We start from the raw sequence: 12118 nt of genomic DNA, 5'->3' as shown, positions 1-12118 counted from the left end.
ATATGAGCAATTTGCAGATGAAGTCGACTCATCCCAACACCTTTGTTCCACCCATGCTAGATGGTGTGAGCGCCAGCAAATTGCATTTACCCAAATTAAGCACACAGCCTGAATCAATTTTTCGTTATTTATGTGCCCAGTTTGCCCATATTTCTGCACAGGAATGGCTGCAACGCTTTGAGGATGGTCTGGTTTATGATGCCGAAGGCAAGCGTTTAGATTTAGATACACCTTATAGCGCACATCAGGATATTTTTTATTATCGTTTTTTAGCGCATGAAGTTGCCGTGCCTTTTCAGCATCAAGTTTTATTTGAAAATGAACACTTATTGGTTGTAGATAAACCACATTTTTTGACCATGAGCCCTACAGGGCAATATGTACAAGAAACCCTATTAGTACGCTTAAAAAAACAAACACAGAATGAGCAGCTCACACCTATTCATCGTTTAGACCGCGAAACTGCGGGTGTGGTGCTGTTTTCCAAACAACCAGAAACTCGGGCGGTGTATCAGCAATTATTTGCAGAACGTCAGGTGCAAAAAACCTACCATGCCATTGCGCCTTATCAAGCTAATTTGTCACTACCATGTACTGTGCAATTACGCATGGAAAAAGGTGAACCTTTTTATTTGATGCACGTCGTGGCAGGCACACCTAACAGCGAAACAGAAATTCGTTTGCTTGAACATAATCAAACATGGGCAAAATATGAATTAAAGCCTACAACAGGCAAGCAGCACCAACTGCGTGTGCATTTAAATAGCTTAGGTATTGCGATTAAGAACGACCCGTTTTATCCCATTTTACAGCACAAACAAGCAGATGATTTTTCTGCACCGCTACAATTGCTTGCCAAGCATTTAAGTTTTTTTGACCCGATTAGCCAGCAACAATTCCACTTTAGCGCACAGCAAGAATTGACATTGTAATATGTTTGTCATTACAAAATAGTGGATTTTCGTTGTAGTCATATTGAAATTACAAATGAATTGTTTACAATATTGCTAAAATTTAAATCTACTTCCTTCTATTAAAAATTATGAGAAAAACTGAAGTCTATCAAGTACGCTTGGACTCTCAAGAGAAAAAACAAGCCTTTGCTGTGTTTAAACAGTTGGGGATTACGCCTGCGCAAGCGGTACGTTTGTTTTTTAAGCAAGTCGTGCTGACTAAATCAATTCCCTTTTCAATTGAAAATCAGAATATTAATCTGGAACAATTGATTAAGTTACGCAAATTAAAACAAGAGCAAAAAGCAACGCTAGTGGATGCAACCCCAAGCAATGAAGCATCTGTAACTGGCAATAATAGTGTTGAAGATTTTGAACTGGATGATGAACATCTAGACTTGTTTGATGAACTCAATGCAATTTTGGGTGAAACTGACAAAAATTAACAGTGTTGCATTTTTAAACAATTCTTTAAAAATTTACTTTAAAAACTTAGCTATGCTTCATGCAAGGACAATAAAAAAGCATGGAGTATCGTAATGATTGTAAGACGTGCCACTTTAGAAGACTTAGACCAGCTTGCTGTATTGTTCGATGAGTATCGTCAGTTTTATGGTGCATCCTCGAATTTAAGCCTTTCAGCAGCATTCTTAAAACAGCGTTTTGAAAATCAGGAAAGTGTGATTTTCATTCATATCAAAGATCAAAAAATCACTGGATTTGTATTACTTTATTTAGGCTTTTCTTCGGTTGCCTGCTCGACCTACTATATTTTAGATGACGTTTATGTCACCCCTGTTTTTAGACGACAAGGTTCGGCCAAACAGCTCATTGATACTGCAATTTTATTTGCACGACATGAAAATGCGCTACGGATTAGCCTTGAAACACAGAAAAGTAATTACCAATCCCACCAATTGTATGAAAAGATGGGTTTTGTCAAAGATGATGAATTTCAAACCTATCACTGCTTTTTAAAATAGTCAGGCTTTGTTGCACAAACCTATCTGTAAAGGCTTTTTCAGCGATATAATTTTCAAATGAAGAAGCCTACACACAAAATCTACCGCACAACCAATTGGCCCGCATATAACCGAGCACTCATGAGTCGCGGAAATATTGCCATTTGGTTTGATCCTGCTACGCAATGGTATGCTCCATCAAAAGGCAAACAAGGGCGAAATCAAACCTACTCCGACGCAGCTATCCAATGCTGCTTAATGATTAAATCTCTATTCCGTTTGTCTTTACGTATGGTCACTGGCTTTGTGCAAAGTCTGATTAAACTTTGCGGATTAAATTGGACCGCACCAGATTACAGTACGCTTTGTAGAAGACAAAAGCATATTGATATTGCAATCAGCTACCAAAAAAGTAGCGATGGGCTGCATCTACTCGTAGACTCTACAGGCATGAAGTTTCTAGGTGAGGGCGAATGGAAACGCAAGAAACATGGAGCTGAATATCGTCGCCAATGGCGTAAACTACATATTGGTATAGATGCCAAAACCCTACAAATACGCGCTATTCAGCTCACAACCAATAATGTCAGTGATTCACAGGTGCTTGGTGATTTACTTAATCAGATTCCACAAGATGAGCAGATTGACTCTGTTTATACCGATGGAGCTTATGACACCAAGCAATGCCGTCAGGTCATTGCAGATCGGCAAGCGCATGCGGTGATTCCACCTAGAAAAAATGCGAAACCATGGAAAGATACAAAGAGTAGCTCGCTAGAGCGAAATGAATTACTTCGAACAGTTAAACATTTAGGCAGGACATTATGGAAAAAATGGTCAGGCTATCATCGCCGCAGTTTGGTGGAAACCAAGATGCATTGCATCAAATTATTAGGCGATAAATTAATGGCAAGAAGCTTTCCTAGTCAGGTGAATGAGATCCATGCACGTGTAGCAGTCCTTAACAGATTTACGGAATTAGGTCGCCCACTTACCCAAGTTACGCCTTAAATTTGGATCAATTAGGGGCGCTTTGCATTTCAAATCTTTGTGCAACAAAGCCAAATAGTCATCTGATCTGACGATTGCAGAGTTAGACAATGGATTTAAATTTAACCTAGCCCAAGCCATTGCTCATAAGCTATTGATGAAAGCTCAGCTAAACTCATGTTATTCCATACGGCTTTTTGCCAACTCGACATGTTCAGGGCTTAAATACATCCATTCACCCACATCTAAAGCCAAATCAGTCAAGTTTAATGCACCAACTTGCTGACGATGTAATTGTTCTACTTTATTGCCCACTGCTGCCAGCATACGTTTAACTTGGTGATAAACACCTTGATGAATGGTCATCTGCAATTCATGTTCAGCAAGCTGTTGTACCTCTGTTGCAGCAAATGTCCCTGATTCATTGCGCAATGCGACACCCTGCTCAAGTTGCTGGATTTGTGTTGCATTAATCGGGTCTGCGGTGTGCATAGCATACACTTTTGCCACATGCTTTTTAGGATGGGTCAATGCTTGTAAAAACTGTCCATCATCCGTCAGCAATAACAGCCCTGTGGTGTCCTGATCTAAGCGTCCAACACACTGCAAACCACGATTCAGCAATACATCATCAAACAAGTCAAACACACTAAAATGATGGGTCGCCTGATGCGAACACTCATAGCCTTGTGGTTTATGTAAGGCGATATAGACCTTTTCACGATATTGATAATTTTGCCCATACACCGAAAATTGCAAAACCGTTTCAGGCGCAATTTTTATCGCGAATTTAGGATTGGTCTGGGTTTCGCCCATAATGGTGACTGCACCATTTTTAATGAGTTGTTGGCAATGTTTACGTGATCCAAAGCCTTGTGATTGCAACATTTTTTCCAACAACATGATGAGCGACCTAATGATAAAAAGTATAAATATATTTGCTGCTATTCTAAACCAAATACACCGTAAATTCTGAACACATTGCGTACCTTGCCCGCTTGTAGTTCAAAACAGTTACAATAACTGCACTTTTCCAATTTATTTCCCCTTTTATGGATCACCATGCTCTCTCAATTAGACCTTAACCTGATGGTGCTGATCGTTCTACTCGCATGCGGTATTTTTAGCCAAAATACGGCTGTGACCATTGCCGCAGCAGTACTGATTGTTTTTAGAATTACGCCGCTAAGTGAATTTTTCCCACTATTGCAGCAGCATGGCTTAAATCTGGGCATTATCATTCTCACCATTGGCGTACTGACACCCATTGCCAGTGGCAAACTTCCAGGCGAAGCAATTCTAAAATCTTTCCTGAGTTGGAAATCTTTACTTGCGATTGCAATTGGTGTTTTTGTGGCATGGTTAGGCGGGCGTGGTGTCAAGCTCATGACCAATCAGCCTGATGTGGTCGCAGGCTTATTGATTGGTACAGTCGCAGGTGTTGCTGTGCTACGTGGCGTGCCTGTGGGACCACTGATTGCAGCAGGAATTCTCACCTTGTTTATTGGCTATTCTTAACATAGATTTAGGGACGCTTGGTTTAGATGGTTTTGCTTGAATTCATCGTCTTGTATCAACCAATTTCAATAAAAACCATCCAAATCTAAGCCACTTTGCGAAACAAGATAGATGTTAATATCATTCCCATTGCAGATAAAACGGCCATTAAAATACCAACCCAAAGCCATGTTCCTGTGGCAGATACGATAGCTGCGACCACAGGCGGCAATAAAAATTGTGAAATTGCCGAGCACTGCAACACCAAACCTACGGTGGTACTAATCGCAATCGGTTGTGGTGCAAAATTAAGTACTTGCGCAAATACCACAGCTGCGACTAAACCACCAAATAAAGAGAAATGGATGACCAATAAAAACTGCACAATGAATGGTAAAACATCACGCAAAATATAAAAACTCAGTGCGCATAGCATCAATACCGCAAAACCCATTTGCATCAACACTTGCGCTCTCAGCCCACGCTGTAATAACAACCCACATACAAATGTACCCACCGCATTTGCCATTGCAACCATAGCTGTGAGCACACCTGCGGTTTGTAAAGATATTTGATATTGCTGATAAATGGTCGGCAAAAAACCCACCAAACTGAACCACTGCCCTGCATAAACACCAAAAACCAAAGCCAATATCCATGCGGGTGGATGGCTCAAAGTGCTTTTAATCAGTTCAAAGATGGCAATGGCTTGCGTGCTGATCTGCACACTTGGTACGGCTTTATAAATGATGATTGCGAGCGCAAAGGATAACAATCCCAAACACATCCACACGCCTTGCCAATCCAAGATGGGCAGTAAAAACGGCGTACTTAGTAAACCAATACCCATCCCACCGCCCATATAGGCACTCCACAGCCCCATTTTGGCAGGCAACTGCTCCACTGCAACCAGTTGACGAATAAATGCAGGGCCGCTGAGTGTAATCAGTAAAAAGCCAAAACCTTCAATTACACGCAGACTTAATAGTGCGGAAAAGCTATGTACAAAACCACCAACAAAACTTGCACCTGCCAATAAAGACAAACCCAAAAGTACACAGCGTTTTAAGCCAATTTTTGCGGTATAACTGCCTAGCAACAACGCCAAAGACATGCCCGCAGCTTGTACCAAAGACAGCAAAAAACCTGCCTGAACCAGACTAATTCCGAGTTCAGCTTGAAGGATAGGCACAGTCGGTGGCAACTTGCCAATATGCATTGCTGCCATAAAACCCGCAGCAACAATCCACAAATCCTTTGTCAGCCAACGTACCGAACTCACAGCGCTCTCCCTTAATTTTCGCAAGGCAAGCTTAGCAAGAACATCTCACTGTTTTTAGTGGAGATTTAGATGAGCTTAGTGTTTTTAGCAATTAATCAGCATCCTCTTTAAAATGCTGATTGTGCAATTTTTAACTCGAATAATATTGTGTGCGTTTTTGGGAAAATTTCTCTAATTGCTTCAAAAAGCCTTCAAAATAGCTCTTTTCTTTTTCTTCGCTACGATAACCCGCATACAAGGTACGGCGTAATCCTCCCGCAGCAACGCAGTCTAAACGACGTGAAGTTACCCAGCCTTTTTGCTCATATTCATTCACCACCCAATCTGGCAATGCGCCAATCCCTCGCCCACTCGCCACCAGTTGAATCAACATTTGGGTTAAATCTGTAGTACGAATAGCTTTTGGCTGAATATTGGCTGGAATGAATAGCTTAGACATAATATCTAAACGGTGTTTATCGACAGGATAGGTAATCAGGGTTTCTTCTGCCAACTCCTGTACGGTAATGCGCTCGGCACGTACTAAAGGATGAGTATTTGACAACACCAAACGCGATTCATATTCAAAAATTGGAAAATATTCGATACCTTTTAAGGCAATCGGGTCTGCGGTAATCAATAAATCAAATTCTGCGTTTTGCAATAATTCATGCGGATTGGCTTCAAAACCTGAAGCAAAATCTAAATCTACATCAGGGTATTGCTGACGATATTGATTCAGCAGCGGCATCAACCAGTCAAAGCAACTATGACATTCCGAAGAAAAAATAATTCGCCCCGTTTGACCATGCACAATGCGGGTAATATCAGTTTGGGTGATTTGAATTTGTGGCAGGACATCATCCGCCAGTTTCAATAAACGCTGTCCGACATTGGAAAATGTCACAGGGCGACTACGACGGTTCACCACTTCTACGCCATACCAATGATCTAGTTCTTTGAGTTGATGAGAAATGGCAGATGGCGTCAGACATAAATCATTGGCGGCAGCAACCAAAGAACCATGTTCACGCAGGGCTGATAGCGTTTTTAAGTGGCGAATTTCAAGCATTGCTTGTTCCTAGTTTTTCAAGTTATTGACTGCATGTTTAGACCTAGGTCGCATTTTTATTTTGCAAAATAAGAAACAAAGCCAAACATGATTCAATTTAATAATGAATTAATTTAATCTTAGCATGTAAATAATGAGTTTTCTTCATCTTAGTTTTTATTCGATGATATTTACTACGAAATCAATACAATTCCATAAAAATAATATGGCTTTCAGCAAGCATGTTTTAGGCTTCCAACGTGCAGAGCCAAACTAGAATTGAAATTCTTAACCCAAGCCTCGCTTACTCCGACAACTTCTCTCCACAATGTGGGCAGTATTTATAAGGCTCCTGTTCTAAACGCAGCTCTTCTTCACGACGCTCACGAATTAACTGCAATAAAATATCTTGGGTTTGCTCAGTGGTTAAACCGACTTGTTTGCGTAAATCTTCAATTTTTTCTTGATCATTTAACAGATCAATCTCACTATTTTGCAATAGCTCTCTAAATTTCAACCCTAAATGCTGCTTACGTTGTTCAAGTTCGTTGGCTAAACCTGTGGCTAAAATACCTGCAGGCAATGCTGCCAAGCCGACACCCAATACCGTAATTAACGCACCTAAAATTCTGCCCCAAGGGGTAATTGGTGTGACATCGCCATAACCGACTGTGGTTAAAGTCACCACTGCCCACCACATCGAAGCGGGAATTGAGCTAAAGGCTTCAGGCTGTGCCTTGCTTTCCACCACATACACACCTGCGGCAGACATCACAATCATAATAGAGAGAATAAAAATGACTGCCTGAAATGATCCTTTTTCCCGTTCGATCACTCTTAATAAAATTTGCAATGATACAAAGTAACGTGTCAGTTTTAACAAACGCAGCAAACGTAAAATTCTTAGGAACCGTAAATCTAGATGCACAAAGAAGTTAATATAAGCAGGTAGAATCGCCAACAAATCTATAATTGCCCCACCGCTGGTAAGCCATTTTACACGCTGTTTCCACGGCGAAATAAACGGGTCTTTTTCGGCAATACTCCAAATCCGCAGCAAATATTCAAGCGTAAACACTGCGATGGAAAAGTTTTCAAAATGGTCAAAAAATACCTGATAGGCAAGATAGACATCATTCACCGACTCTAAAATAACCGCACTGGCATTGCCTAAAATCAGTAAAATTAAAAAATAGTTAATGCAACGACTAAACCATGTTTCATAGTCATCGTCGTGTAAGTTGTTATAGACAAATTTTCGAAATGTGTACCACGGTGTAAATGCCATACCGAATATTATATTTTAAGGCTTACAGTGATGGCAGTTTAACCGAAGTTTTTCTCAAAACGATAGTATTTTATGTGACGTTAAGCGGGCATTTTTAATGCAGAATTGCAGTATAAGTCATCATTATCCAAATGACTAAACTACTGAATAAACAGCAATGCTAAACGCACCTGATCATAGCCCATGCGTGGACTAGTCGCTTCAACAATCGGGCGCAGTTTAATTGCGCCATCATCGCTGAAGTGCTCTGCATTTTGACGCTTCATTAATCGCTTATAAATTTTACGGACCTCTTCCACCACTTCTTCACCTGGATGTGCCACTGAAATATCCAGATTTTGTTCTTTTTGCAAACGTGCCAAATGGTTGATAATAGTTGCAGGAGTTAAACCTCGCTCTACTGCAATATCCTGAATATCATAACCTTCTTCAAATAAAGCGCGGGTTTCATCTAACGTGGCAGTCGCATAATTGGTTTTTCCACCTTTGGCAATTTTCTTTTCATTGCGCAAAATTTCGGTTTCGTTCAACGTGCCACCACAGTGACGAATAAATGCATTATGTTGTGGTGTTAAATCCATCAGCTCATAGTGCGTTTCAGCTTCTTCAGACAATTCCTGAAAACGGCGGTCAGCCTTAATCGCTAAACTGTCGAGTTCTAAAGCTTGGCTATTAAATCCCAATAAACGCAAACCGCTTAACGATTTTAATCGTGACAACGCCACATAACCCTGCCCTTTTTCAAAAGTATGGCTAAGATTGATTTCTGCCGCTTCTAAGGTCATACCTTGTGATTTGTGGATGGTAATTGCCCATGCCAAACGCAGCGGAATTTGCTGGAAACTGGCAATGGTTTTGCCTGCATCATTATCCACCGACCAAGTTTCAGGCTCGACCAGTAATACTGTGCCATCGGTCAATTTTACTTTAGGCAAAATACCGTGATCGTCATCTTCTTCAAAGCCAATCACTTCGCCCAAACTGCCGTTGATATAGCCCATATCGAAGTTGTTTTTAACAAACATCACTTTGGCATGTTTTTTTAGATTTAAAATTTCAGGCGCACGTACGGATGATTTCAGCGTTTCAATCAACTTTTCATTGCCATCACACACGGCATCAAACTGCTTGCTCTCAGTTTCAATTTCATTCAGATGCTTAAAGTTGATATTGTCCACGTCCATATTGTGCGTATATAAACGCGTGAAAGTGTCGCCAATATCTTGATGACGGGTGTGTTCCAAAGCCTGAATATGTTGATGATCAATACTTTGTGCACGAATCGCATTGAGAATGTCATTTAAGTAGTCATCGCCCTGACGGTGCTGCTCGGTTAAATAACAGACCCGAAATTTAGCTTCGACCCACGCATCTGACATAAAACAGAACTTGTCACGATTGCGCTCATCGTTTTTTCCCACAGGCGGTAACTGGAAAAAATCTCCCGCGACAATCACCTGAATACCACCAAAAGCGTCATCACTGTCTTTAAAATATTTTAAAACCTGATTGACCAAATTCAGTTGCTTAGCATGCAACATCGAAATTTCATCAATAATCAGCACTTGCGCATTTTCTAAATGTTCTTTGAGATATTTGCGCTCTTTCATATTTTTCAGGTCAGCATCGGACAAAAAATCTTTAATACCAATGCCTGCCCATGTATGAATGGTCATGCCATTCATGTGCGTTGCAGCAATGCCTGTAGATGCCGTAATTGCCACTGGCACTTTGCGCGCTTTTAAATAATTGATGTATTGATTCAGGGTATAGGTTTTACCCGCACCAGCCGAGCCTGTTAAAAAGACATTTTCGCCTGCTTTTAAAAGTTTAAGTGCAGTTTCCTGTTTCATAAGACCTATACCATGATTGAACGGCTATAGCCTAACGAGTTTTGAGCCAAAAGTTAAGGCTCAAGTCCGTGAATACGACAACAGTTGTCTTATGACTTGTAACTTATGACTTTGATGGTAATTGTGGATTCAGCCATGCAATAAACTGCGCTGCGATAGTAACCAACAATTGTTCCGCTTTTTGATTATTTGGATATTCCAATTGATCAAACTCAAGTTGCCCATTCCGAAAGTGACAGCCCATGGTCAATTGCTGCGCATAATGTGGCGATGCCATGTGAAATGCCACATATTGTCCTTCACTCATGGCTTTGGCATAGCTCAGTGCCAAACAGTGTTTAAAGTTTTTCGATTCTTCAATAATACGGTCTAAATCGGTCAGTTCTTCAAAACACCAACCCGAAAAATACAATATTTGCTGCGGGCTTTTCGCCTGCCATGTGCTACATGGAATTTCTTTTTTCAGTTTGGCAAATAGCTCTGCTTTATACACTTGTTGATGCCAATGCACCGCTTGATGAAACAACCCCAACCAACTCAAACTTTTTGGAATATGCGTATGCGCTGCAAAATACTCCAGTAAATAGTCACGCACATAACTGTCAAATACTGAAACGCGTGTATTGTGCGCACGTAAATAAAAACGCTGCCGAAAATCATCAGGCTGAATCTGATAACGCTGCAATACCGTATAAAAGTCACGTTGCTGCTGACTATCAGACTGAATATAGTCCAACAAAGCTGTCGGTAAATCTTGGGTGATCTGCTGTAAATACAACATATAACTTTGCATGACACGACTTAAACGCCGAAATACATGCTTGACCAAATGCTCATCGTGTTGCGCCACGGTTTTCAGCAAAGTCATCCATTCATCCAAATACAAAATAGAAGGACTAATGGCAACCCGCGGATCATCCAACGATTGTTTTTCGCCATGCGGCATTAAACTGACATTATGCGCATGTGCGAACCACGCTTGCTGTGTCGCATATACATTACAGCTTTGAATGAACATACGTGCGGCTGAATATTGAAAATATTGCAAAGTTGCCAAAATAATCCGTGGATGTGCCTGACTACAATCGACAAAACTGAGCGCAGTCACTGCCACCCGCACACTGGTATGATGAATATTTAAACTAAGCCAATCCAACACTTGTGCAGACTGTTTAAACAGCCAATTCACCGCACGTGGATAATCAAATAACGGCAGTTTGGCGACTTTCTTTTGCCAAATTAAAGGGCAAGATTTTAAAAAATGCGGTTTCGCCAAAGCATCGGAACGCTGCCACACCTCACGGTGCATTAAACGCGCAAAACCCAATAAATGCCCATGTTCTTCGGCATGTCGATACAACAACCGAATATCATCCTGATGATCGATTAAATCCTGCAAATTAAATCGTTCAGGAAATGAAATACTTAAAATACGATGCATGGCTTTAGGTAAAAATTCTGCCGCACTAAAACAAAAATCATCATAACTTTGCATCAGTGCTTGCACTGGCAAAAAGGTTTCACCCTCTACAAATTCCAAAGCACACAGCATCGATAAGTTAGTTAAAACATCTTCAGGAATGTGCTGCCCTTGCTGCACAAATTTGGTCAATACTGGTTGATACTGATCGTCTGCCTGCATTAATGCCTGATCTAAAATTTGTGCCTGCATTGCATCTAAATGCAATAACAATTGCTTAACCCGTGCTGCACCATCTACCCACAGGTAAACTTGCTGCAGAATCAATTGTCGCAATTGCTGCGCCTGATTACGCAAAAATAAAGAATGCTGCGGTTTTAAATCCCCAGTCAAAAAATGCAGATCATGTAAGAAAAAATCTTCAAATGCTTCTTGCTGTTTCCCCGCAAATTCAAAGTGAGTTTCTATTAAATTTGTATGCGATTTTGGCGGATAAAATTCAAGACTAAACAGACCATTCAGCAATTCGACCCGATGCTGCAAAGGATCGATCCGAAACAAATTTTGTGCTGTAAAATGTCCAACCAAATCCATTTGATCTTGATAGATTTCTGCGGCCACACTGGAAATACGAACCAATTGCTGTGCAACGGCATGCAACTGGCTATGCTGGCAAATTGGCTGCATATACGCTCCTCATGCTTAAGTGCGGTCTATCTAAGTGTCATCTTATTTTTATTTGATTGCACCGACTAGACCCATCACGTGATACATCCCTATTTTTTGTTTTTTATTTCCATCTGCAAAAAGTGGACAATTCTTCAATCGAGCTTAAGCCACTTA

At 40.8% G+C, this 12118-nt stretch carries 11 protein-coding genes; 5 read left to right on the top strand and 6 right to left on the bottom strand.

Annotated features, from left to right (window positions below; genetic code table 11):
* The first annotated feature begins 17 nt into the window (after positions 1-17).
* From J4G44_RS07900 to J4G44_RS07885, 4 genes are all read left to right on the top strand, one after another.
* Positions 18-932 (top strand): pseudouridine synthase, encoded by a 915-nt coding sequence (locus tag J4G44_RS07900; protein ID WP_154320807.1) that lies wholly within the window; start codon positions 18-20, stop codon positions 930-932.
* Between the two features lie 110 nt (positions 933-1042).
* A complete protein-coding gene (locus J4G44_RS07895) occupies positions 1043-1399 on the top strand; it encodes a type II toxin-antitoxin system RelB/DinJ family antitoxin (RefSeq protein ID WP_004976848.1) in 357 nt (118 codons plus the stop codon).
* 93 nt (positions 1400-1492) lie between these two features.
* The gene (locus tag J4G44_RS07890) at positions 1493-1936 is read left to right on the top strand and encodes a GNAT family N-acetyltransferase (protein WP_004976850.1); all 444 of its coding nucleotides are present in this window, start codon (positions 1493-1495) and stop codon (positions 1934-1936) included.
* Positions 1937-1993: 57 nt separating this feature from the next.
* Entirely contained in the window at positions 1994-2926 is a 933-nt protein-coding gene (locus J4G44_RS07885) for an IS5-like element IS17 family transposase (protein WP_099475569.1), read from the top strand.
* 159 nt (positions 2927-3085) lie between these two features.
* Here J4G44_RS07885 and J4G44_RS07880 read toward each other — a convergent pair whose 3' ends face one another.
* A complete protein-coding gene (locus tag J4G44_RS07880) occupies positions 3086-3808 on the bottom strand; it encodes a pseudouridine synthase (protein WP_004976852.1) in 723 nt (240 codons plus the stop codon).
* Between the two features lie 159 nt (positions 3809-3967).
* Between J4G44_RS07880 and J4G44_RS07875 the strand changes: the two genes are divergently transcribed.
* A complete protein-coding gene (locus J4G44_RS07875; RefSeq protein ID WP_004976854.1) occupies positions 3968-4423 on the top strand; it encodes a DUF441 domain-containing protein in 456 nt (151 codons plus the stop codon).
* A gap of 85 nt (positions 4424-4508) precedes the next feature.
* Here the strand turns inward: J4G44_RS07875 and J4G44_RS07870 are convergent, their stop codons facing one another.
* The 5 genes from J4G44_RS07870 to J4G44_RS07850 form a co-directional block, all read right to left on the bottom strand.
* Positions 4509-5684 carry an MFS transporter gene (locus J4G44_RS07870; RefSeq protein ID WP_154320808.1) on the bottom strand — a complete coding sequence of 392 codons (1176 nt, stop codon included), beginning with the start codon at positions 5682-5684 and terminating at the stop codon, positions 4509-4511.
* A 130-nt stretch (positions 5685-5814) separates the two neighbouring features.
* Positions 5815-6735, bottom strand: coding sequence for a LysR family transcriptional regulator (locus tag J4G44_RS07865; protein ID WP_004976859.1), 921 nt, complete (start codon positions 6733-6735; stop codon positions 5815-5817).
* 283 nt (positions 6736-7018) lie between these two features.
* Entirely contained in the window at positions 7019-8002 is a 984-nt protein-coding gene (locus J4G44_RS07860; RefSeq protein WP_096901190.1) for an ion transporter, read from the bottom strand.
* A 140-nt stretch (positions 8003-8142) separates the two neighbouring features.
* The gene (locus J4G44_RS07855) at positions 8143-9855 is read right to left on the bottom strand and encodes an AAA family ATPase (protein ID WP_136144566.1); all 1713 of its coding nucleotides are present in this window, start codon (positions 9853-9855) and stop codon (positions 8143-8145) included.
* Positions 9856-9958: 103 nt separating this feature from the next.
* Positions 9959-11962 carry a hypothetical protein gene (locus J4G44_RS07850; protein ID WP_207973555.1) on the bottom strand — a complete coding sequence of 668 codons (2004 nt, stop codon included), beginning with the start codon at positions 11960-11962 and terminating at the stop codon, positions 9959-9961.
* Positions 11963-12118: the final 156 nt, after the last annotated feature.

Origin of the sequence: Acinetobacter towneri (genome assembly GCF_017498585.1) — a bacterium.
In the GTDB taxonomy this organism is placed as follows: Bacteria; Pseudomonadota; Gammaproteobacteria; order Pseudomonadales; family Moraxellaceae; genus Acinetobacter; species Acinetobacter towneri.
Note: the sequence above shows the minus strand (reverse complement) of the source record. Positions and strands in the feature narration are given on the sequence as shown.

What these genes read in the sequence shown, in the direction of transcription:
- J4G44_RS07900 (WP_154320807.1), top strand. Translation starts at nt 18, where the DNA reads ATGAAGTCGACTCATCCCAACACCTTTGTTCCACCCATGCTAGATGGT.
- J4G44_RS07895 (WP_004976848.1), top strand. Translation starts at nt 1,043, where the DNA reads ATGAGAAAAACTGAAGTCTATCAAGTACGCTTGGACTCTCAAGAGAAA.
- J4G44_RS07890 (WP_004976850.1), top strand. Translation starts at nt 1,493, where the DNA reads ATGATTGTAAGACGTGCCACTTTAGAAGACTTAGACCAGCTTGCTGTA.
- J4G44_RS07885 (WP_099475569.1), top strand. Translation starts at nt 1,994, where the DNA reads ATGAAGAAGCCTACACACAAAATCTACCGCACAACCAATTGGCCCGCA.
- J4G44_RS07880 (WP_004976852.1), bottom strand. Translation starts at nt 3,808, where the DNA reads ATGTTGTTGGAAAAAATGTTGCAATCACAAGGCTTTGGATCACGTAAA.
- J4G44_RS07875 (WP_004976854.1), top strand. Translation starts at nt 3,968, where the DNA reads ATGCTCTCTCAATTAGACCTTAACCTGATGGTGCTGATCGTTCTACTC.
- J4G44_RS07865 (WP_004976859.1), bottom strand. Translation starts at nt 6,735, where the DNA reads ATGCTTGAAATTCGCCACTTAAAAACGCTATCAGCCCTGCGTGAACAT.
- J4G44_RS07860 (WP_096901190.1), bottom strand. Translation starts at nt 8,002, where the DNA reads ATGGCATTTACACCGTGGTACACATTTCGAAAATTTGTCTATAACAAC.
- J4G44_RS07855 (WP_136144566.1), bottom strand. Translation starts at nt 9,855, where the DNA reads ATGAAACAGGAAACTGCACTTAAACTTTTAAAAGCAGGCGAAAATGTC.
- J4G44_RS07850 (WP_207973555.1), bottom strand. Translation starts at nt 11,962, where the DNA reads ATGCAGCCAATTTGCCAGCATAGCCAGTTGCATGCCGTTGCACAGCAA.